The following is a 20,852-nucleotide window of genomic DNA, read 5'->3' as shown; positions in this document are numbered from 1 at the left end:
ACGTCAGACGAGGGCGGCCGCCTCCGCAGGGGAGAGGCGGCCGCCCTCGGCGCGTCCGAGCTCGTAGGCCACCTCGCCCAGGGAGGTACGGACCAGGGACTCCGTCCGCTCCCGGATCTCCCGCTCGTGCACGGCGACGAAGAAGCCGGGCGGGCGCAGCGCCGCGGCCGCGCCCAGCAGCCGGGCGGCGGCCAGCGCGTGCTCCTCGCCGCCCAGCACGGCATGGGCGTGGGCGCCGTGCAGCATGTTGATCACCCGCATCTGCGGTGCGATCAGCGAGCCGAGCGGGTCGTCGGCCTTCCCCAGCGCCGTGCGCACCCTGGGCAGCGCCTCCGCCGGGCGGCCCTCCAGGGTGTCGAGCCACGCGAACAGCCCGTTCAGCAGCCCCTCGAAGAGCGCCACCGCCCGCCCCTCGAACTCGCCGAAGAGCTCCGTGAGCAGCTCCCACGCCTCGCCGGTGCGCCCCGTGCGGCCGAGCAGGACGGCAAGGTTCAGCCGGATGAAGACGGTGGCGTCGCCGTTGAACCGCTCGGCCTCCGTGAGGACTTCGCGCAGGACGCTCTCGGACTCCTCCGCACCGATCTCCTCCATCTCCATCAGCACCTCGGTGAGCCGGGCGCGCAGCAGGCACACCTGCCCCTCCGAGCCGAGCGCCCGGACGTGCTCCATGGCCTCCCGGTAGTCCTCGGCCGCGGCCGCGAACTCACCGCGCCGCTCGCGTGCTTCGGCCCGTCCCGCCAGGGCCTCGGCCACGCCCCAGGAGTCCTGGATCCGACGGAAGATCTCCAGGCTCTCGTCCGCGTCCCGCGCGGCCTGGTCGGTGACGTCGTTCAATAGTTTGGACCGCATCTGGAGGGCGTTGGCCAGCTCCCAGCCGTAACCGAGGCCTCTGCAGCGCTCCACGGCCGCGTCGATGACGCCGTAGAGGTCGTCGGCGGAACCGGTCAGGAGCGTCGCGTAGAACCACATCCAGCCGGGGTTGCGGCAGTTCTGCGGCTGCCCCTCGCCGTACGCCGTGACGATGTTGCGCAGGAGCCGCTGCATCCGGGGGGAGCCGAGCTCCCGCATGTCGGACTCGTTGCAGCCCAGACCGATCAGCCGCACCCCGCGGCGCGCCTCCTCCAGCAGCTCCGGCGACATGGGCGGCGGCGCGTCCGTGCAGCCGACGAGCAGCGGCGGGGCCGGGGCGACGGGCTCCGCGAAGGGGTCGGGGCCCAGGGCGGCCACGGCCTCCGCCCAGTGGCGGCCGTCGGCGCGGTGGTCGCGCAGCTGCCAGAACCAGCCCAGGGAGAGCACCAGGCACAGCGCCTCCTGCTCGTCCCGCGTGGCCACCGCGTGCCGCAGGGCGGTGCGCATGTTGTCGTGCTCCAGCTCCAGGCGCTCCAGCCAGTGGCGCTGCCCGGGGCCGCGCAGCAACGGGTCGGCGGTGCGGGCCAGTTCGCGGTGGAAGACCAGGTGGCGGTGCATCGTGGAGGCGTGCTCCCCGGCCTCGTCGAGCCGCTCGGAGGCGTACTCCCCCACGGTCTCCAGCAGCCGGTAGCGCATCTCCCCGCCGGCCGCGGGGGCGGCGACGACGAGGGACTTGTCGACGAGCGAGCCGAGGTGCAGAGCCACGTCCGCAGTGTCGGTCCCCTCCCCGCACACCTCCTCCGCGGCCTCCAGGCTGCAGCCGCCCGCGAACACCGACAGGCGGCGCAGCACGGCGCGTTCGGGCTCCGTCAGCAGGTCCCAGGACCAGTCGACGACCGCACGCAGGGTCTGCTGGCGGGGCAGCACGGTGCGGCTGCCGGAGGTGAGGAGGCGGAAGCGGTCGTCGAGGCGGTCGGCGATGCCGCGCGGGGTGAGCATCCGCAGCCGGGCGGCGGCCAGTTCGATGGCGAGCGGCAGCCCGTCCAGGCGGCGGCAGATCTCGGCGCAGGCCTCCGGGTCGTCCGCGACCCGGAACCCCGGGCGGGCCGCCGCGCCGCGCTCGGCGAGCAGCCGCAGGGCGACGGGGTCGGGCAGCGGCTCCACGGGGCGCACCAGCTCGCCGGGCACGGCGAGGGGCTCGCGGCTGGTGGCCAGCACCGTGACGCCCGGGCAGTGCGCGAGGACGGTCTCGGCGAGGCGGGCCGCGGCGTCGACGACGTGCTCGCAGTTGTCCAGGACGAGCAGCATGCGGCGGCGCGCACAGAGCTCGGCGAGCCGCTCGACGGGGTCGAGCGCGGCGGCGTCCGTGGCGGCCCGCAGCCCCTCGGAGGCGGTGCTGCGCACCACGGTCTCGCGCGCCCCGAGCGCGGTGAACACCGCCTCGACGACGTCCTCGGTACTCGCGCCTTCGTCGACGGGCGCGAGCTCGGCGAACCACACGCCGTCGGGCCAGCGCCCGTCCGCCCGCGCGGCGGCCTCGGCGGCCTCCTGCGACAGCCGCGTCTTCCCGGCACCGCCGGGCCCGAGCAGGGTGACGAGCCGGTGCGCGGCCAAGTCGCCGCGGATGAGGTCGAGTTCGTCCTCGCGGCCTACGAAGGAGGTGAGACGGGCGCGGAGGTTCCCGGGGGGTGCGGGGTGCGCCCCGTAAGGGGCGCGGGACTGTGCTGCATCATGCGGCTCCGCCGCGTGGGCGCGACCAGCCACATCCGGCCCGCAGCCGCCGGACACCGGAGCGAGCAACTCCTCGTACAGTGCCTGTAGTTCGGGCCCCGGGTCGGCGCCCAGCCGATCGGCGAGGGCCACCCGTATCTCCTCATACGCGGCAAGTGCCTCCGCCGGCCGCCCCCCTGCCCGCAGCGCCCGGAGCCGCAGGGCCTGGAGCGGCTCGTCCAAAGGATGTGCCGCACAGAGCTCGGAGAGCTCCGGCAGGACCCGGGCCACGTGGCCCAGCGCGACGGCCGCCGCCAAACCGGCGCGGCGCGCCTCATGGTGACGGGACTCGGCGCGGGCCGCCGGCCCCGCACCGCCGCCGGGGAGATCCGCCAGGGCGGGCCCGCGCCAGAGGGCGAGCGCGTCGTCGAGGAGGACCGCGGCCTTCGCCGGGTCGCCGTCGGCGAGCGCCCGCTCGCCCTCCTCCGTGAGCCGCTCGAAGCGGTACAGATCGACGTCGTCCGGCTCGACGCACAGCCGGTAGCCGCCGGCCGCGGAGGCCACCGCCTCCCGGCCCAGCACCCGCCGCAGCCGCCCCACCAGCGCCTGCAGCGCCCCGGCCGCGTCGGCGGGCGGATCGCCGTCCCACACGTCGTCGACGAGCGCCGCCACGGTCGCCGTCCGCCCGGGCCGCAGCGCGAGCGCGGCCAGGAGCGCGCGCAGGCGGGCGCCGCCGAGGGCGACGGGGTCGCCGTCGTCGGTATGGGCCTGGGTGGTGCCGAGAATGCCGTAACGCACGGGCCCATTCTCTCCCGGCCCGCACCGGGGGCCGCGACCGTTTATCCGCGGAACGAAGTACCGTCTCCCGGTACACCATCGGTATCGGTACGTTCACCTCAGGAGCACACACAATGGCATCCCCCGCGACCCGCGGCGAAGGGCGAGTGAGCCCCGTCTTCCTCGCCCTCGTCGCCATCATGGCGGTCTCCATATGGGCGGTGTGGACCGACTACGCGGCCAGCCCCGGCTTCGGCGTCTTCCTGTTCGTCGTCTCGGCCTGGCTCGTCTCGCTCTGCCTGCACGAGTACGCGCACGCGCGCACCGCCCTGCACGGCGGGGACATCTCCATCGGGGCCAAGGGATACCTCACCCTCAACCCGCTCAAGTACACGCACGCCCTGCTGAGCATCGTGCTGCCGGTGATCTTCGTCATCATGGGCGGCATCGGCCTGCCCGGCGGCGCGGTCTTCATCGAGCGGCACCGCATCAAGGGCCGCTGGAAGCACAGCCTGGTCTCGGCGGCCGGCCCACTGACCAACGTCGTCTTCGCGCTCGTCGTCACCGCCCCGTTCTGGCTGGACGCGATGGACGGTGTGCCGGACCACTTCCGCTACGCGCTCGGCTTCCTGGCCCTGCTCCAGGTCTCGGCGGCGATCCTGAACATGCTGCCGGTGCCCGGCCTGGACGGCTACGGCGTGATCGAGCCCTGGCTGTCGTACAAGGTGCGGCGCCAGGTCGAGCCGTTCGCCCCGTTCGGCCTGCTCGCCGTCTTCGGCTTCCTGTGGATCCCCGAGGTCAACCACGCCTTCTTCGACATGATCGACGCGATCCTGCGCGCGCTGGGCGTCACCCCGTGGGACACCTACTGGGGCCAGGAACTCTTCCGCTTCTGGCAGGGCACGCCGGACATCCCGGGGCTCGCCTCTTAAGGTTTCGCGCCCCGTCAGGGGCGCGGGGCTGTTTCGATATGCGGCTCCGCCGGGGTCCGGGGCGAAGCCCCGAGAGGTCATCTGCGGGTACGTCGTGGCTGGTCGCGCAGTTCCCCGCGCCCCTGACGGGGCGAAGTGCGAGCCTGGCTGCGCCCGGCGCCCGGGGGCACGACCAGAGAACGCAGCCGCTCAACGCGGGCATGCACGTCGTTGCCCTCCGGAACACTGGACGAGGGCTCGGCGCGACGACAGGCGCGGCAAAGACCGCCGGGCAGCGCGTCGGGCCGTCCCGGGATGCCGCAGCCGGTGCACTCCATGATGCGGAGGGGCGCAGCTGCGGCCGGAACCGGCTCGGGCGGCATCTTGTCGGTGAGCCGCTTGCGGGCGAGGGCGCCGGGGCAGTGGACGGGGTCGGGGAGGCCGTTGGTGAGCGCCTGTACGAGCTGCGGCGCGGGTACGCCGTGGGCCAGCCACTCGGCGGCCAGCGGCTCCAGGGCCGCGCACTCGGCTGCGGAGAGGGTCATGCGGGCGTCGGCGCGACCGAGGGCGGCGAGGGCGGAGTAGGCCGACGAGTGCTGCTGCGGCTGCGGTGGCGTGGTCGCCTGTGCGGGTGAATCGGTGTCGGTGTCGGGCACGTCGCCCGCGAGGAGCCGTTGCCACCAGGCGTCGCCGCGGGGTGTGCGGGAGAAGTAGGTGCGCTGCACCCACTGCGTACGGTCGTCGCCGAGGCGCTCGCGGATGCGGCGCAGGTGTCCGGCTTCGGAGAGGGTCTTGAGGGCGGTGGCCACGGCCTGCTGCCCGTAGGCAGCGAGTTCCTGGGCCAGGGTCTTGATGTCCATGGCGGCACCGTCGGGCAGCCGGTCGAGGCGGTTCAGGGGGCGGATAAACAAGGCACCGGCTACGAGACCCGAGTCTCGGGGTACCTCATACGTGGACTCAACTGACGGTAATCCCACCGAGGTTGCGTCCCGTCCCTACGCTCCGGAGGGAGGAGGCTGACACCTTGAGAGAACAAGGGGACCGCGCATGGCGCGACCAGCACGCGAACTGAAGCCGGACCGATCGGCCCGGGACCTCTTCGGAGCGGAGCTCCGTCGCCACCGGGAGCAGGGGGGCCTGAGCCTGGAAGGGCTGGCGAAGGTGATCCGGTACAGCCGCAGCCACCTGGCACGGATCGAGGCGGCGGAGAGCATGCCGCCGCTGGGACTGGCCGAGGTGTTGGACGCACAGTTCGGCACCGGCAAACTCTTTACGGCGCTCTACAAGATCGCACTGCGGGAGGCCCACCCGGACAAGTACCGCCGACGCATGGAGCTGGAGGCGAAGGCTCGGTGCATCAAGGAATACGCGGGCTGCTTCGTCCCAGGACTGCTGCAAACTGAGGACTACGCCCGCACTCTCTTCCGCGTGTGCGATCCAGCAAGGCCAGAGGACAGGGTCGAGGAGCTGGTGACACTCCGCATGGGACGTCAGGCGTTGCTCCATCTCACTCGACCCCCAGAACTCTCGTACATCATCGACGAAGCGGTCCTACGGCGCCCGTTCGGAGGCCACGACATCTGGCAGGCGCAGTTGACCACTATCGCCGAGGTCGCCGTCGGCTCGACGAGCCTGGTACAGATTCTCCCTTTCAATCACGGCGAACATGCCCTCTTGGGCGGGCATTTGACGTTGCTCACGGCGGAAAACGGTACAACCGTTGCCTACGAAGAGAGCACCACAACATCCAAGGAACTGGACGAACCAGCCCTGGTCACCCGTCACCGCCGCGCGTACGAAAGGCTCAGCGCGTGCGCTCTGTCGCCAAGCGATTCCGCCGCATTCATCAAGGCCGTCATCGAGGAGATCCCGAGATGAGCACTACCCTCATGGATTGGGTCAAGTCCAGCTTCAGTAACGGCGATGGCGCTGGCTGCCTCGAATGGGCCCCCGCCCGAATACCCACCGCCCCCGTCCCCATAAGGGACAGCAAGACCGCCCCGCACGGAACAACCCTCCTCATCCCGGCCACCGCATGGCAAACGTTCGTCACCGCCATCAGCACAGGCACGCTGCACTGATTCCCAGCGACGGGCGCATTCCGGCGTCAGAAACCAACGCGGTACAGCCCACGGCGCGTTGGTTTCCGGCACCAGAATCAGTGACTCCGGCTGGCGCGGGAGCGGCCAAGCCTCGCTCATGCCAGCAGCACCGACAGCAGAAACCCTGAGTTCTACGTCCGGGAATTCAGGGTTTCTGCTGTCGGAGGCGTCCACTCCGCATTACAGAAGACACAGCCGTCCCAGAAAGGGAGCCCGGTGAGCACGCGGTGCCGGACGCAGGAGGCGAGGGCAGCCTCTTCCGGCGCGGGAAAGGGACGGCCGAGCCGGCCGACCGGCGTGGCGGGGTCGTACGCCTCGACCATGGCGCGGAACGTCTCCAGGTACTTCGGCGCGTAGGGCGGCTCGTAGCCGAGCTCGTCCCAGCGGTGCCTGGCGAGAGCGAGGTCGGTGACGCGGAGCACGAAGTCCTTGGCCGCTTCCTGCTCTTGAGGTGACGGTCCCCAGTCGATGTCCTCAAGGTCGAAGCCGACGTTGCCACGGCCCATGAGGTTCTGGTCCTGCAGCGCAATGAGGGAAGCGAAGCGGTAGTGCCAGGGCTCGCTGGCGAGGTCGGAGACGGCGAGCGTGAGCACATCCACGAAGACGGCGGTACCGCCGTTGGACATGGAGAGGCAGTGATCGCCGCCGTCGAAACAGTTGCCCATCACACCACCCTCATACGTTCGGCCAAGTCGGGCTTCGCCCTCTCCGATCCCCGTCACCGGTAGTCAGGCAACGCGCCGACGCCCCCGTGAAGTATTCACGGGGGGGGTGCTGTCCCCCTACCGCCCCGCGGCGGCCTGCTCGGCGGCGCGGTCGTTCTTCGCCTTGCGGACGTAGTACCAGGCGATGTTGGACGAGACGCCGAGGAGCAGGATCCAGATGATGCCGAGCCAGCTGCCCTCCACGAACGAGACGACGGCTGCGGTGAGCGCCAGCGCGCAGGTGACGAGGGCGTAGAGGGCGAGGCGGGGCATGGGCTCGGCTCCTGATCCGGGGGCGGTACGTGCCCGGACATTGTCCCCTATGCGCCCCGCCGCAGCCCTTCGGGGCGCCCTACACGTCCGTGATCCGCAGCCCCGCATGGGCCTTGTGGCGGCGGTTCACCGAGATCAGGTTGGCGACCAGCGCCTCCACCTGGTGGGCGTTGCGCAGCCGGCCCGCGAAGACGCCGCGCATGCCGGGGATGCGCCCGGCCAGCGCCTGCACGATGTCGGTGTCGGCACGCTTCTCGCCCAGCACCATCACATCGGTGTCGATCTCCGCGATCTCCGGGTCGGAGAGCAGCACGGCGGACAGGTGGTGGAAGGCGGCCGTCACCCGCGACTCCGGCAGCAGCGCGGCGGCCTGCTCGGCGGCGCTGCCCTCCTCCGGCTTCAGTGCGTAGGCGCCCTGCTTGTCGAAGCCCAGCGGGTTGACGCAGTCGACGACGAGCTTCCCGGCGAGCTCCTGGCGCAGCGCCTCCAGGGTCTTGGCGTGCCCGTCCCACGGCACCGCGACGATCACGATGTCGCTGCGGCGCGCGCACTCCGCGTTGTCGGCGCCCTCGATGCCCAGGCCCAGCTCGGCCGCGGCCGTCTGCGCCCGCTCGGCGGCGCGGGAACCGATGATCACCTGCTGCCCGGCCTTGGCCAGCCGGTAGGCCAGGCCGCGGCCCTGGTCGCCGGTGCCGCCGAGGACGCCGACCACCAGGCCGGAGACGTCGGGAAGGTCCCAGGGGTCCTTCGCGGGCGCCTTCTTCGCAGCGGCGTCCGCACCATTCGCACCATCAGAAGCAGTCATGACAGCGATACTGTCACGATCGGGTGAGGACCGACGCAACCGGCCATCCGGGCACGGCCGTTGCGGCAGGATGCGGGGCCATGGACGCCGTACGGGTCGCGCTGCTGCGGGAAGTGCTCGCCGGGACCGAGTGGCTGCAGGACACCCGCCGCTTCGCGGGGGTGCTGCGCACCTCGGTCGCCCGCGACGACGGCGGCCTGCTGCTGGTCGGCACGGCGGAGTACGAGCCGTGGCACCTGGCGGCCCACCTGGACGACGAGGCGGCCTGGTCCGGCCTGTCCCGGCTGTCCCCCACGCTCGTCCGGCACCGGGTCCCGCCGCGCAGCCCGGCCCATCTGTCCGTGGGCCTCGGCCGGCTGGAGGCGGCGCGCCGCGGGGAGACGGTGCTGGTGGTGGCGGAGGGCGGGCCCGGGGCGGGCCTGCTGGAGCGGGTGCACGACGCCCGGCGCTGCGGGGCGACCGTCCTCGCGCTGGACGACGCCGAGGAGGGCCCGGACACGGACCTGCACTCCCTCGCCCACGACGCCCTGTCCGTGCCCGCCTCCTCGGTGATGGACCTGGACATGGTCCAGCACCTGGTCAGCGCGGCCGCAGGGGAGAACAGCCCGCCCCCCGGGCACGGCCGGCGCTTCCGGGACCGGCTCTCCCGGCTCGCGGAGCAGCTGACCGCCCCGCCGCCGACCCGGTGGTGAACGGGCCCGGCGCGGAAAACCGTTTGCAGCACCGCGCCCCGGCCCGCGACCATCGTCCCTCGTGACCGACGACGACCATCCCCCTCATTCCGGGCGCCTGCGAGCGATCCTGCCCGACCTCACGCCGTGGCACGCCTCCCGCGACTTCCGCCGCATGTGGCTGGCGGGACTGGTGACGGTCTTCGGCAGCTTCCTGACCTTCGTGGCCGTCCCGCTGCAGCTCAAGGAGCTGACCGGTTCGACGCTCGCGGTGGGCGCGGTGGGCGCCGTCGAGCTCGTCCCGCTGATCGTCTTCGGGCTCTACGGCGGCGCGCTGGCCGACGCCCTCGACCGCCGCAAGCTGATCCTGTGGACCGAGCTCGGCCTGACCGCCCTGAGCGCGCTCCTGCTGCTCAACACGCTCCTGCCGCACCCGATGATCTGGCCCCTGTACGTGGTGGCCGCCCTGACCAGCGCACTGACCGGGCTCCAGCGCCCGGCCCTGCACGCCATCGTGCCGCGCATCGTCGCGCACGACCAGCTGCCCGCCGCCATCGCGCTCAACTCCATGCGCTGGCAGATCGGCGCGATCGCCGGTCCCGCGCTGGCCGGCGTGTTCATCGCCTGTGCCGGGCTGCCGTTCGCCTACGCGCTGGACGTGCTGACGTACGTGGTCTCCGCAGCCCTGATCGTGACCCTCGCCCCCTCCCCCGCCTCGCACGACGCCGAGAAGCCGTCGCTGCGCGGCATCCTGGAGGGCGGCCGCTACGCGTGGAGCCGCAAGGAGCTGCTGGGGACGTACGCCATCGACCTGACGGCGATGTTCTTCGCCTTCCCCACGGCGGTCTTCCCGTTCCTGGCCGACGAGCTGCACGCCCCCTGGGCGCTGGGCCTGATGTACGCGGCCGGCGCCGTCGGCTCCCTGACGGTCAGCCTGACCAGCGGCTGGGCCGCGCGCGTCCACCGGCACGGCCGCATGGTGGTCCTGGCGGCGGCCGGCTGGGGCGGCGCCATGGCGATGGCGGGCTGGATGCACAACATCTGGCTGGTGCTGCTGTTCCTGGCCGTCGCGGGCGGCTGCGACATGATCAGCGGCCTGTTCCGCTCCGCGATGTGGGACCAGACGATCCCGGACGAGCTGCGGGGCCGCCTGGCCGGCATCGAACTGCTCTCCTACGCGGTGGGCCCTCAGCTGGGCCAGGTCCGGGCGGGCGGCACGGCCGCGCTGACGAACGTGCGCACCTCCGTGTGGGCGGGCGGCCTGGCGTGCCTGGCGGGGGTGGGCCTGCTGGCGCTGTCCCTGCCGAAGCTGCTGTCGTACGACCAGCGCACGGACCCGCACGCGGTACGGGCACGCGAGGCGAAGCTCGCCACGGCGGCCTGACCGGTACGGGGCCGGCCCGCCGTCGTCGGCTGCGGGTTCGCTGTGCTTGCTCGCGCAGTTCCCCGCGCCCCTACGGGGCGCCCGGCCCCGCCTCACCCCTCGCGGGGTTCGTCCTTCCAGCGCGGGTCCTCCCGCCACTCCTCGTTCCGCTCGCGAGCGGTCTCCATGGCGTGGGCGGCCTCCTCCCGCGTCCCGTAAGGACCAAAGCGGTCAGCGGCCCGGCACTCCGGGCCCTCCTCCACCGTGCCGTGCTTCAGGCAGTAGTAGTACTCGCCCGGCTTGCCGGCTGTACGCCTCTTGAACAGTGCCATCACGGGTCTCCTCTCTCCGCTCATGCTCCCCGACGGGCCGTGACTACACTCGCAGACATGTCTGGCCAGTCGCTTCTTGTCCCGGGGAGACTCTCCCCCACCCGCTCCGTCCCCTCCTCGATCCCGCGTCCCGAGTACGTGGGCAAGGACGCCCCGACTCCGTACACCGGCCCCGAGGTGCAGGACGCCGAGACGATCGAGCGGATGCGCATCGCCGGCCGCATCGCCGCACAGGCGATGGAGGAGGCGGCCAAGCACATCGCCCCCGGCGTGACCACGGACGAGCTGGACCGGGTCGCGCACGAGTTCATGTGCGACCACGGCGCGTACCCCTCGACGCTCGGCTACCGCGGCTTCCCCAAGTCGCTGTGCGCGTCGATCAACGAAGTGATCTGTCACGGCATCCCCGACTCGACCGTGCTGCGCGACGGCGACATCGTCAACCTCGACGTGACGGCCTTCATCAACGGCGTGCACGGCGACAACAACGCCACGTACCTGTGCGGCGACGTGGACGAGGAGTCCCGTCTGCTGGTCGAGCGCACGCGCGAGGCGCTGAACCGGGCGATCAAGGCGGTCAAGCCCGGGCGCCGGATCAACATCATCGGCCGGGTCATCGAGTCGTACGCCAAGCGCTTCGGCTACGGCGTCGTCCGCGACTTCACCGGTCACGGCATCAACTCGTCCTTCCACTCCGGCCTGATCGTCCCGCACTACGACAGCCCGCACCACGACACCCTCATCCAGCCGGGCATGACGTTCACCATCGAGCCGATGCTGACGCTGGGGACGTACGACTACGACCTGTGGGAGGACGGCTGGACGGTCGTCACCAAGGACCGCAAGCGGACGGCGCAGTTCGAGCACACGCTGGTGGTCACGGAGACGGGTGCGGAGATTCTGACGCTGCCGTAACTCCTGCGGAGCGGCGGGGCGGCCGATAGGGTTTTACCGACAGCACGTCGGGAACGCATTGACTTAGGTAAGCCTAAGTAGGAAGAATCGGCCTTCCCGCACCCCCGTCACCGGAGGTCCGCCTTGGACGCCCCGTTCTCCACCGTCATCCGCACCGCCTCCCACGAACAGCACACGGAGGCCGAGAACTCCTCCTTCATGAGCGACATGCTCGGCGGCCGGCTGGGGGTGGAGGCCTACCGCCGCTACACCGAGCAGCTCTGGTTCGTCTACCGCGCCCTGGAGTCCGCGTCCGCGGCGCTGGCGGCCGACCCGGTGGCGGGCCCGTTCATCCGCCCGGAGCTCGCCCGCACCGCCCGACTGGAGCTCGACCTGACCCACTTGGGCGGCCCGGACTGGCGGACGGGCCTTGCGCCCCTGCCCGCCACGGCGGCGTACGCGGCCCGCATCGAGGAGTGCGCCCGCACCTGGCCCGCGGGCTACGTGGCCCACCACTACACGCGCTACCTGGGCGACCTCTCCGGCGGCCAGATCATCCGCGGCACGGCGGAGAAGACGTGGGGCTTCGCGCGCAAGGGGGACGGGGTGCGCTTCTACGTCTTCGACGGGATCGGCAACCCGGCGGCGTTCAAGCGGGAGTACCGCGAACTGCTGGATGCGCTGCCGGTGGACGACCTGGAGAAGCAGCGGGTGGTGGAGGAGTGCCGGCGCGCTTTCGCGCTGAACACTGCCGTGTTCCAGGCGTTGGGACGGGAGTTCCCGTTGAGCGCCTAGCGCCCCGAACCGGGGCTTCGCCCCGGACCCCCGAGGTGGTGCGTCGGCTGCAGGCCGACTGTGGCTGGTCGCGCAGTTCCCCGCGCCCCTGACGGGGCGCGGGGACACCAGGCCTCAGCCCCGCGCGCCTCCCCGGCGCCGCGTCGCGTACACGGCCGCCCCGCCCGCCAGCGCGAGCGCACCGGCCGCGGCAAGCAGTGGACCGGTCGAGGCCCCCGTCTGCGCGAGCTCCGCCGTGCCCGAAGCCGCAGCCGAAGTCGCCGCCGGAAGCGTCGCGTTCTTGTCCACCGACACCGTCACGTTCACCGGGTCGAGGTCCTGGCCCTCCTTGTACATGCCGCCGAAGGCCTTCGCGCCCTGTGCCGTCAGCGTCGCGGGAGCGGCCGGCACGGACACCACGCCGTCCTTGGCCTTGAGCGCGTCGGCCGGCAGCTTCAGCTTCGCGAGCGGCATGACGTCCGTGTCGACGACCTTCCCGCTCGACCGCTCCTTCGCCGAGACGTCGGCGTACAGCGTGCCGGACGTACCGTTCGCCTTCACCTTCAGGTCGCTGAGCTTCAGGTCCAACTGGCCCTCGTGGCCCGTGAAGCGGACCGCGCCGTCGAAGGCGGCGTCGAGGGCGGCCGTGCCCGCGTCGTACGAGCCGCGGCCCTTCGGGAAGCGGTAGCCGTCGCCCGACTGCCCGGCGCCGCCCGAGACTTCGGCCTTGCCGCCCGCCACCGGGCCGGTGACGTAGTCGCGGAAGGACTTCTTCACGCCCCAGTCGAGATTGCCGTCCGCGATGGTGCCAAGAGCGGGCGCAGCCGGTTCCTTCCTCTCCTTCGCGGGCTCGGCGCTCGCCTTCGGCTTCTCCACCACCGGCGCCGGCGCCGGGGACTTCGGCGCCGGAGACTCCGGCTTCTGCTGCGGCTGCGGCTTCTCCCGCTGCCCGCCGCCGTCCCCGCCGCCCGCCTTCACCGACAGCGTCGCCGCGTCCAGTTCCTGCCCCTCCTTGTAGAAGCCCTTGAACGCCTTCGCCCCGTCCCCCGTCAGCTTGGCCGGTATCTTCGCGAAGGTCATCGCGCCGCCCGCTCCGCCGCCCGGGCGGACGGCGGACAGGTCGAGCGAGGCGATCGCGACGTCGGCCTGTGTCGCACCGCCCGCCGTCGTCACGTCGGCGGTGATGCTGCCGGACGTGCCCTGCGTCTTCACCTTCACATCGGCGAGCTTGATGTCGAGTTCCCAGGACTTGTCCTCCTTCTGGTGTCCCAGGAAGCGGACGCTGCCCTTGAACGTGGTGGCGACGGCGTGCGTCGCCATGTCGTACGAGCCCGTGCCGCCGGTGAAGGTGAACGGACCGTCGCCGTCCGCCTGTCGGGCCCCGTCGGCGGCCTCGATTCTGCCGCCGCCGATCGGACCGGTGACGTACTGGCGGAACGACTCCTTCACGCCCCACTCCAGGGTGCCGTCCTTCAGCGGCATCCCCTTCCGGGCGGCGCCCTCGCCCGCGTGGGCCGCGGGAACGGTCAGCGTCATCGCGCCCAGCGAGACGACGGCCGCGTAGGCGAGGCGGCGAAGTGCAGTGACGGTCATGGTCGGTTGTCTCCTTGATCGGTGGTGGACTTGCGCCTGCGGAGCACCGCGAACGTCACGGCCGTCAGGGCCAGGACGCCCGCGCCCGCGGCGGCGACGGGAAGTACGGGGAAGGGGGACGGGGAGGGGGACGGAGCCGAAGGCGCGCTGCCCAGGTCCGGCAGGGGTGGCAGGGGCGCCCCCGTCACCAGCGGCACCGCGAGCGAGACCGGATCCATGTCCGTCCCCTCCCGGTACATCCCGCCGAACACCCCGGCCCCTTCGGCGGTGAGCTTCGCCGGGGCCTCGGTGAGGACGGCGAGGCCGTCCTTCTGCTTCAGGCCGGTGGCATCGAAGGTGACCAGCGGTCTGCCGCCCGCCGCCAGCGTCCCCTTGCCGGCCTTCACCGTCACCCGGACCGCGCTCAGCGCGAGGTCGAGGTTCTTGCCGGTGAAGCGCAGGGTGCCGGCGAAGGCGGCGTCGAGGGCAGTGCCCCCGGCGGTGTACGTGCCCTTCCCGTGCGGGAAGCGGAAGAGCGCACCGCCGTCCTGGGCACCGTCGGCCGGCGTCCAGGAGCCCTGGGCCACCGGGCCCGTGACGTACTCGCGGAAGGTCCGGCGGACACCCCAGTCGACGGCGGCACCTGTGAACTCGCCCTTTTCCGCGGGCTTTTCGGAAGGTGCGGAGGACGGCGACGACGCACCCTTCTCTGCGATGTCGGCGGAGAAGCTCACCGGGTCGAGCGCCGTACCCTCCCCGTAGTACCCCGCGAACGCCTTCGCGCCCTCCGCCGTCAGCCTGGCCGGGACGTCCGTCAGGCTGACGGCCGTGCCGCCGCCGCGCAGGTGCGTACCGGACAGGTCGAGCGCGGCCAACGGCACGTGGGCGGCCGTCACGGCCTTGCTCGTGACGTCGGCGTAGAGGGTGCCCCTGTCGCCGGAGATGCGGACGGCCGGGCGGCTGACGGTGAGGTCGAGCTCGTGGGTGCCGTCGGGTTTGCGGTGGCCGGTGAAGTGGACTCCGCCGGAGAAGCCCGCCTCGAAGGTGCCGCTGTCCGGCGCGTAGGTGCCCTTGGCGGTGTGGAAGCGGAATCGGCTCTCGCCGACCGTTGCCGCGCCGCCCTGCAGGTCCCAACTGCCCTGGGCGATGGGCCCGGTGACGTAGCTCTGGAACGAGGCCTTGATGCCCCAGTCCAGGCGGCCCCCCGACACCTCGCGGTTCGGTGCGCCCTCCGCCCGGGCGGCCGGGCCGGCAAGAACCGTCGCCAGCGCCAGCGCGGCGAGCAGCACCGCCACCGGGGCGCGGGCAGGTCTGGACGGCAGCATCGAGGGACCCCTCTCGGCGGTAGCAATTTAGGTAAGGCTAACCTAAGCTACGACCCAGAAGCCACAGCTCAGCCGAGTGGAACCCTCCATTCGGAAGGATCCGTACCGGAAGGCGGGAACGTGTCCCAACGTCGGCCTGTGGGCGTGCAGTTGGCGCACGCCTCACGCCTCCTCGGCGTCCTCGCGGCCCTGGCCGCCCTCGCCGCCGCGCTCACCGGCTGCGGCCCGTCGGCAGGCGGCACGTCCACCGACGGGCCGCACCGGCAGACGGCGGCAGCCGACCGCATCGAGCCGCTCACGGACACGCCGCCGCAACCACAACTCCCCGTGACCGTGCGGTCCGCCGACGGCCACGACGTCACCGTGCGCAGCACGGACCGGATCGTGCCGCTGACCGGCTCGCTCGCCGAGACCGTCTTCACGCTCGGGTTCGGCGGCCACGTCGTGGCCCGGGACGTCACCGCCACCTTCGAGCAGGCCCGCCATCTGCCCGTCGTCACGCGGGCGCACGACGTCTCGGCGGAGAGCGTGCTCTCCCTCCGGCCCACGCTCGTCCTGGCCGAGACCACGACCGGCCCGGCGGAGGCGGTCGAGCAGATCCGGGCCGCCGGGATCCCGCTCGTCGTCCTCGACCCGGCGAAGCGGCTCGACGACGTGGGGACCCGCATCGACAAGGTGGCGGCCGCGCTCGGAGTGGCCGACGCCGGGGCGCAGTTGCGCAAGCGGACCGAGCAGCGCATCGAGGCGGCGCGCGGCCGCATCCCGGAGGGCGGTACGGGCGGTACGGACAGGCCGCGGGTCGCCTTCCTCTATCTGCGCGGCCCGGCGTCCGTCTACCTCCTCGGCGGCCCGGGCTCGGGCGCGGACTCGCTCGTCGAGGCCGCGGGCGGTGTGGACGCGGGCAAGGAGTCGGGCCTGACGAGGGACTTCACGCCCATCACCAGCGAGGCCCTCGCCAAGGCGGCGCCCGACGTGATCCTCGTGATGGCCAAGGGCCTCGCCTCGGTGGGCGGCGTCGACGGCCTGCTGAAGATCCCGGGCGTCGGCCAGACGCCCGCGGGCCTCGACCGCCGCATCGTCTCGGTCGACGACGGTGTCCTGCTGAACTTCGGCCCGCGGACGGACGCGGTGGTCGCTTCGCTGGCCGGGCAGATCCACGCGAAGGGGAAGTGACGTGGCCCGGCTGGGAATCGCCGCCGCCATGGGGGCCGCACTGCTCGTCCTGTGCCTGCTGTCCGCGGGGCTGGGCGCCTACGACATCCCCGTCGGGGACGTCGTCGGTTCGCTCCTGCACCGCGCCGGGCTCGGCGGTGCCGCGCTCGACCGCGTCGGCGAGAGCGTGCTGTGGAACGTACGGCTCCCGCGCGTCGCCCTCGCCCTGCTGGTCGGGGCGTCGCTGGGGTGCGCGGGCGCGCTGATGCAGGGCGTGTTCGGCAACCCGCTCGCCGAGCCCGGCGTCATCGGCATCTCGGCGGGCGCCGCCGTCGGGGCGGTCGCCTCGATCGCACTGGGCCTGTCGTTCCTGGGGACTTGGACGGTGACCGCCTGCGCCTTCACGACCGGTCTGGGGACCGTGCTGCTGGTGTACGTGCTGTCGCGGTCGGGCGGCCGCACGGAGGTGGTGACGCTGATCCTGACCGGCATCGCGGTGAACGCCTTCGCGGGCGCGCTCATCGGGCTGTGCGTCTTCGCCGCGGACACCGCGCAGATCACGCAGATCACCTTCTGGCAGCTGGGCTCGCTCGCCCAGGCGACCTGGCCGAAGGTGCTGGCCGTCCTGCCATGTGCCCTGGCCGGGCTGGCCGTTGCGCCGTGGTACGCGCGGAAGCTGGACCTCCTCGCGCTCGGCGAGCGGTCCGCGCGGCACCTCGGGGTGGACGTGGAGCGGCTGCGGATGGTGCTGATCCTGGTGGTGGCCCTGCTGACGGCGGCCGCGGTGGCCGTGGCGGGGATCGTCACGTTCGTGGGCCTGCTGGTCCCGCACCTGCTGCGGATGGCGGCGGGGCCGGGGCACCGGTTTCTCGTCCCGGGCAGCGCGTTGGGCGGCGCGCTCGTCCTGGTGGCGGCGGACCTGACGGCCCGCACGGCAGCCCAGCCGGCCGAACTCCCGCTGGGGGTGCTGACGGCGCTGCTGGGAAGCCCTTTCTTCTTCTGGCTGCTGAGAAGAACCCGGCGCAGGCAAGGGGGTTGGGGGTGAGGGATGCCCCGGTCCCTCCCCCAGCTACCGCTGGGAGGTGCCCCCACTTTCGCCGTTTCTCGGGGGCAAGCCCCCGAATCCCCTTGCCTTGCACGGCACCACGGCGCCCCGTCAGGGGCGCGGGGAACTGCGCGAGCAACCAACGCCGACCCGCAGTCGACGCACCACCCCGGAGGTCCGGGGCGAAGCCCCGAGTACTTCGACCGCGGGCGCGTCGTGGCTTGTCGCGCAGTTCCCCGCGCCCCTGACGGGGCGCATCCGCCGGACAGGCCTCAGGAGACCCCACATGCTCAAGGCACGCCGCCTCACCGTCCGCCGCAGCGGACGCACCGTCCTCGCCGACATCGACCTCACCCTCACCCCCGGCCGTGTAACGGCCCTCGTCGGCCCCAACGGCGCCGGAAAATCGACCCTCCTCGCCGCCCTCGCGGGCGACCTGCCCGCCGCCTCCGGCGAGGTCCGTATCCACGGGCGCCCCGCCCACGCCTGGCCGCCCCGCGAACTCGCCCGGCACCGCGCCGTGTTGCCGCAGGACACCACGCTCTCGTTCCCCTTCGCCGTCGCGGACACCGTGCGCATGGGCCGGGCCCCCTGGGCCCGTACGCCCGCCGCGGCCGAGGACGACGAGGCGGTGGCGGCCGCCATGGCCGCCACCGAGGTCACGGCCTTCGCGTCCCGCCCGTTCACCACGCTCTCCGGCGGCGAACGGGCCCGCGTCGCCCTGGCCCGCGTGCTCGCGCAGCGCACCCCGATCGTGCTGCTCGACGAGCCGACCGCCGCGCTCGACCTCCGGCACCAGGAACTCGTCCTGCGCGTCTGCCGCGAACGCGCCGCGGCCGGGGACGCCGTGGCCGTCGTGCTGCACGACCTCGGCCTCGCGGGCGCCTACGCCGACCGCGTGGCCGTGCTCCAGGCCGGCCGGATCGTGGCCGACGGGCCGCCGTCCGAGGTCTTCGAGCCCGTCCTCCTGAGCCGGGTCTACGGGCAGCCGGTCGACGTCGTCGACCTCCCGGGCGCCGCGGGCCCGTTGGTGGTGCCGCAACGCCCACAGCGAAATCCGGCCATATGAGACCAGCGTCACACCATCCCGCGGTAAAGAGAAAGGCAAGCCTCAGATAAGTTAGGGCGGCCTAAATAAGGTCATCCGTCCCCTTCGACCATGCCTGGAGTCCTTCGCATGCGAGCCCTCCGCTCCTCCGCAGCCGCCGCCGTCGCGGCCCTCGCGGCCCTGACAGCCGTGTCCGGCTGCGCCCAGAAGTCGGACGCCAAGGACTCCGAGGCAGTGAAGGTCACCGCCACCGACGACAAGTGCGAGGTCTCGAAGACCTCGTTCCCGGCCGGGCACGTCACGCTCGCCGTCGAGAACAAGGGCTCCAAGGTCACCGAGGTCTACGTCTACGCGCCGGACGACCGGATCGTCACCGAGCGCGAGAACATAGGCCCGGGCACCAAGGCCGACATCACCGCGACGATCAAGGCCGGTTCGTACGAGATCGCCTGCAAGCCCGGCATGAAGGGCGACGGCATCCGCCAGAAGATCACCGTGACCGGCGGCGGCGCGCAGCAGAAGAGCAACCCGGAGCTGGACAAGGCGGTGGCCGAATACCGCCGTTACGTGCAGGAGCAGGCCGACGAGAGCGTCGCGGCGGCGCAGAAGTTCGCCGACGCCGTCAAGAGCGGCGACCTCGACGCGGCGCAGAAGGCCTACGCGCCCTCCCGCACCGGCTGGGAGCGCACCGAGCCCGTCGCCGAGTCCTTCGGCGACATCGACCCCAAGGTCGACGTCCGCGAGGACGGCCTGGAGAAGGACCAGAAGTGGACCGGCTGGCACCGGCTGGAGAAGTCCCTCTGGCAGGACAAGAAGATCACCGACGACGACAAGGCCCTCGCCGACCAGCTGATGAAGGACCTCGAGGACTGGCGCAAGCGCGTCGGCACCGCCGAGCTCACCCCGACCGGCATGGCCAACGGCGCCAAGGAACTCCTCGACGAGGTCTACCGGAACAAGATCACCGGTGAGGAGGAGCGCTACAGCCACACCGACCTCGACGACTTCGCGGCCAACGTGGAGGGCGCCGAGAAGGCCTACGGGCTCCTCAAGCCCGTCGCGTCCCGGCACGACGCCGCGCTCACCCAGGAGTTGGACAAGCAGTTCGAGGCCGTGAAGAAGGCGCTCGACGGCTACCGCGAGGGCGACGGCTTCAAGGCCTACGACACCGTCGGCCAGGACGACCGCAAGAAGCTCTCGGACGTGGTCAACGCCCTGTCCGAGCCGCTGTCCAAGCTCGCCGCGGCCGTCGCGAAGTAGGGCGGGGACACCATGACCGACAAGACTGCTTCCCCCTCCCGCCGCGCCCTGCTCGGCTGGGGCGGCGCCGGACTCGCCCTCGGCGCGGCCGCCGCGGGCGGCACCGCCGCCGCCCTGCGGCTGGGCGACGGTTCGCAGCCCGCCGCGTCCGCCGGGGACGCCGTGCCGTTCCACGGCGCCCACCAGGCGGGCATCGCCACGCCCGTCCAGGACCGGCTGCACTTCGCCGCCTTCGACGTGACCACCACCGACCGGGGCGCGCTCGTCGCCCTGTTGAAGGAGTGGACGGCCGCGGCCGCGGCGATGACGGCCGGGCGCGAGGTCGGCGACGGTGCGATCAGCGAGAACGAGGAGCTGCCGCCGGACGACACCGGCGAGGCCCTCGGCCTCAGGCCCTCCCGGCTGACGCTGACCTTCGGCGTGGGCCCGGGGCTGTTCGAGAAGGACGGCAAGGACCGCTTCGGGCTGAAGTCCCGGCGCCCGCAGGCCCTGATCGACCTGCCCGCGTTCCCCGGCGACAACCTCGACCCGGCCCGCAGCGGCGGCGACCTGTGCGTCCAGGCCTGCGCGGACGACCCGCAGGTCGCGGTGCACGCGATCCGCAACCTGGCCCGCATCGGCATGGGCCGCGTCGCCATCCGCTGGTCCCAGCTGGGCTTCGGCAAGACGTCCTCGACGACCCCGGACGCGCAGACCCCGCGCAACATGATGGGGTTCAAGGACGGCACCCGGAACATCGCCGGCACCGAGACCGCGCGCCTGGACCAGCACGTGTGGGTGAGTGGGAAGGACGGCCCGGACTGGCTGGCCGGCGGCTCCTACCTCGTCGCGCGCCGCATCCGGATGCACGTCGAGACCTGGGACCGCGCCTCGCTGAAGGACCAGGAGGACACCTTCGGCCGCACCAAGGCCGAGGGCGCCCCGCAGGGGAAGCAGCGCGAGCACGACGAGCCCGACCTCAGGGCCATGAAGGACAACGCGCACGTACGGCTGGCCCACCCGGACAGCAACAACGGCGTGACGATCCTGCGCCGCGGCTACTCCTTCACCGACGGCACGGACGGCCTGGGCCGCCTGGACGCGGGCCTGTTCTTCATCGCGTACCAGCGCGACGTCCGGGACGGCTTCGTGCCGCTGCAGCGCCGGCTCGCGGCGAAGGACGCCCTCAACGAGTACATCCAGCACGTGGGTTCGGCGGTCTTCGCCGTCCCGCCGGGCGTCCGGGACAAGGACGACTGGTGGGGCCGGGCCCTGTTCGCGTGACCGACGACGGCAACTGCACAGA

The 20,852-nt window shown here is 72.4% G+C and carries 20 protein-coding genes; 12 read left to right on the top strand and 8 right to left on the bottom strand.

Annotated features, from left to right (window positions below; translation table 11 throughout):
• Positions 1-3: 3 nt before the first annotated feature.
• Entirely contained in the window at positions 4-3,357 is a 3,354-nt protein-coding gene (locus ACMATS_RS27450) for an ATP-binding protein (protein ID WP_414169427.1), read from the bottom strand.
• A 113-nt stretch (positions 3,358-3,470) separates the two neighbouring features.
• Here ACMATS_RS27450 and ACMATS_RS27445 point away from each other — a divergent pair, with 113 nt between their 5' ends.
• Entirely contained in the window at positions 3,471-4,268 is a 798-nt protein-coding gene (locus ACMATS_RS27445; protein ID WP_414169426.1) for a site-2 protease family protein, read from the top strand.
• Between the two features lie 77 nt (positions 4,269-4,345).
• Here the strand turns inward: ACMATS_RS27445 and ACMATS_RS27440 are convergent, their stop codons facing one another.
• Positions 4,346-5,107: a hypothetical protein gene (locus ACMATS_RS27440; protein WP_414169425.1), complete on the bottom strand. Its 762-nt coding sequence runs from the start codon at positions 5,105-5,107 to the stop codon at positions 4,346-4,348.
• Positions 5,108-5,294: 187 nt separating this feature from the next.
• Here ACMATS_RS27440 and ACMATS_RS27435 point away from each other — a divergent pair, with 187 nt between their 5' ends.
• Together ACMATS_RS27435 and ACMATS_RS27430 are read left to right on the top strand one after the other, a co-directional pair.
• Positions 5,295-6,125 (top strand): helix-turn-helix domain-containing protein, encoded by an 831-nt coding sequence (locus tag ACMATS_RS27435; RefSeq protein ID WP_414169424.1) that lies wholly within the window; start codon positions 5,295-5,297, stop codon positions 6,123-6,125.
• Positions 6,122-6,328 (top strand): DUF397 domain-containing protein, encoded by a 207-nt coding sequence (locus ACMATS_RS27430; RefSeq protein WP_414169423.1) that lies wholly within the window; start codon positions 6,122-6,124, stop codon positions 6,326-6,328. The genes ACMATS_RS27435 and ACMATS_RS27430 overlap by 4 nt, the downstream gene beginning before the upstream one ends.
• Positions 6,329-6,480: 152 nt before the next feature.
• On the opposite strand, the gene ACMATS_RS27425 is transcribed toward ACMATS_RS27430, so the two are convergent.
• The 3 genes from ACMATS_RS27425 to npdG all read right to left on the bottom strand — a co-directional run bounded on the left by ACMATS_RS27425 (position 6,481) and on the right by npdG (position 8,131).
• On the bottom strand, positions 6,481-7,014 hold the full coding sequence (locus tag ACMATS_RS27425) for a hypothetical protein (protein ID WP_414169422.1): 534 nt from the start codon (positions 7,012-7,014) through the stop codon (positions 6,481-6,483).
• A 117-nt stretch (positions 7,015-7,131) separates the two neighbouring features.
• The gene (locus ACMATS_RS27420) at positions 7,132-7,326 is read right to left on the bottom strand and encodes a hypothetical protein (protein WP_336414620.1); all 195 of its coding nucleotides are present in this window, start codon (positions 7,324-7,326) and stop codon (positions 7,132-7,134) included.
• Positions 7,327-7,405: 79 nt separating this feature from the next.
• Entirely contained in the window at positions 7,406-8,131 is a 726-nt protein-coding gene (npdG, locus tag ACMATS_RS27415; RefSeq protein WP_414169421.1) for an NADPH-dependent F420 reductase, read from the bottom strand.
• An 80-nt stretch (positions 8,132-8,211) separates the two neighbouring features.
• On the opposite strand from npdG, the gene ACMATS_RS27410 reads away from it, so the two are divergent.
• Positions 8,212-8,823, top strand: coding sequence for a hypothetical protein (locus tag ACMATS_RS27410; RefSeq protein WP_414169420.1), 612 nt, complete (start codon positions 8,212-8,214; stop codon positions 8,821-8,823).
• Positions 8,824-8,884: 61 nt separating this feature from the next.
• Entirely contained in the window at positions 8,885-10,186 is a 1,302-nt protein-coding gene (locus tag ACMATS_RS27405; protein ID WP_414169419.1) for an MFS transporter, read from the top strand.
• A 92-nt stretch (positions 10,187-10,278) separates the two neighbouring features.
• Here ACMATS_RS27405 and ACMATS_RS27400 read toward each other — a convergent pair whose 3' ends face one another.
• Positions 10,279-10,497, bottom strand: coding sequence for a hypothetical protein (locus ACMATS_RS27400; RefSeq protein ID WP_414169418.1), 219 nt, complete (start codon positions 10,495-10,497; stop codon positions 10,279-10,281).
• A 57-nt stretch (positions 10,498-10,554) separates the two neighbouring features.
• Between ACMATS_RS27400 and map the strand changes: the two genes are divergently transcribed.
• Together map and ACMATS_RS27390 are read left to right on the top strand one after the other, a co-directional pair.
• The gene (map, locus tag ACMATS_RS27395; protein ID WP_390777767.1) at positions 10,555-11,412 is read left to right on the top strand and encodes a type I methionyl aminopeptidase; all 858 of its coding nucleotides are present in this window, start codon (positions 10,555-10,557) and stop codon (positions 11,410-11,412) included.
• Positions 11,413-11,535: 123 nt separating this feature from the next.
• Positions 11,536-12,186, top strand: coding sequence for a heme oxygenase (biliverdin-producing) (locus ACMATS_RS27390; RefSeq protein ID WP_414169417.1), 651 nt, complete (start codon positions 11,536-11,538; stop codon positions 12,184-12,186).
• Between the two features lie 114 nt (positions 12,187-12,300).
• Here the strand turns inward: ACMATS_RS27390 and ACMATS_RS27385 are convergent, their stop codons facing one another.
• Both ACMATS_RS27385 and ACMATS_RS27380 read right to left on the bottom strand, forming a co-directional pair.
• Positions 12,301-13,758 carry an HtaA domain-containing protein gene (locus ACMATS_RS27385; RefSeq protein WP_414169416.1) on the bottom strand — a complete coding sequence of 486 codons (1,458 nt, stop codon included), beginning with the start codon at positions 13,756-13,758 and terminating at the stop codon, positions 12,301-12,303.
• On the bottom strand, positions 13,755-15,062 hold the full coding sequence (locus ACMATS_RS27380) for an HtaA domain-containing protein (protein WP_414169415.1): 1,308 nt from the start codon (positions 15,060-15,062) through the stop codon (positions 13,755-13,757). The genes ACMATS_RS27385 and ACMATS_RS27380 overlap by 4 nt, the downstream gene beginning before the upstream one ends.
• 150 nt (positions 15,063-15,212) lie before the next feature.
• Between ACMATS_RS27380 and ACMATS_RS27375 the strand changes: the two genes are divergently transcribed.
• The 5 genes from ACMATS_RS27375 (at position 15,213) to efeB (ending at position 20,830) form a co-directional block, all read left to right on the top strand.
• Positions 15,213-16,235: a heme/hemin ABC transporter substrate-binding protein gene (locus ACMATS_RS27375; RefSeq protein ID WP_414170810.1), complete on the top strand. Its 1,023-nt coding sequence runs from the start codon at positions 15,213-15,215 to the stop codon at positions 16,233-16,235.
• A gap of 28 nt (positions 16,236-16,263) precedes the next feature.
• Complete coding sequence (locus ACMATS_RS27370) at positions 16,264-17,259, top strand: FecCD family ABC transporter permease (protein ID WP_414170809.1); 996 nt, start codon at positions 16,264-16,266, stop codon at positions 17,257-17,259.
• A gap of 286 nt (positions 17,260-17,545) precedes the next feature.
• Positions 17,546-18,328 (top strand): heme ABC transporter ATP-binding protein, encoded by a 783-nt coding sequence (locus ACMATS_RS27365; protein ID WP_414169414.1) that lies wholly within the window; start codon positions 17,546-17,548, stop codon positions 18,326-18,328.
• 108 nt (positions 18,329-18,436) lie between these two features.
• Positions 18,437-19,567 carry an iron uptake system protein EfeO gene (gene efeO, locus ACMATS_RS27360; protein ID WP_414169413.1) on the top strand — a complete coding sequence of 377 codons (1,131 nt, stop codon included), beginning with the start codon at positions 18,437-18,439 and terminating at the stop codon, positions 19,565-19,567.
• A gap of 12 nt (positions 19,568-19,579) precedes the next feature.
• The gene (gene efeB / locus ACMATS_RS27355) at positions 19,580-20,830 is read left to right on the top strand and encodes an iron uptake transporter deferrochelatase/peroxidase subunit (RefSeq protein ID WP_414169412.1); all 1,251 of its coding nucleotides are present in this window, start codon (positions 19,580-19,582) and stop codon (positions 20,828-20,830) included.
• Positions 20,831-20,852: the final 22 nt, after the last annotated feature.

The organism is Streptoverticillium reticulum (assembly GCF_047456005.1).
GTDB classification, from domain to species: domain Bacteria; phylum Actinomycetota; class Actinomycetes; order Streptomycetales; family Streptomycetaceae; genus Streptomyces; species Streptomyces reticulum.
The sequence above is the reverse complement of the archived record's forward strand: the minus strand, read 5'-3'. Positions and strand labels throughout refer to the sequence as shown.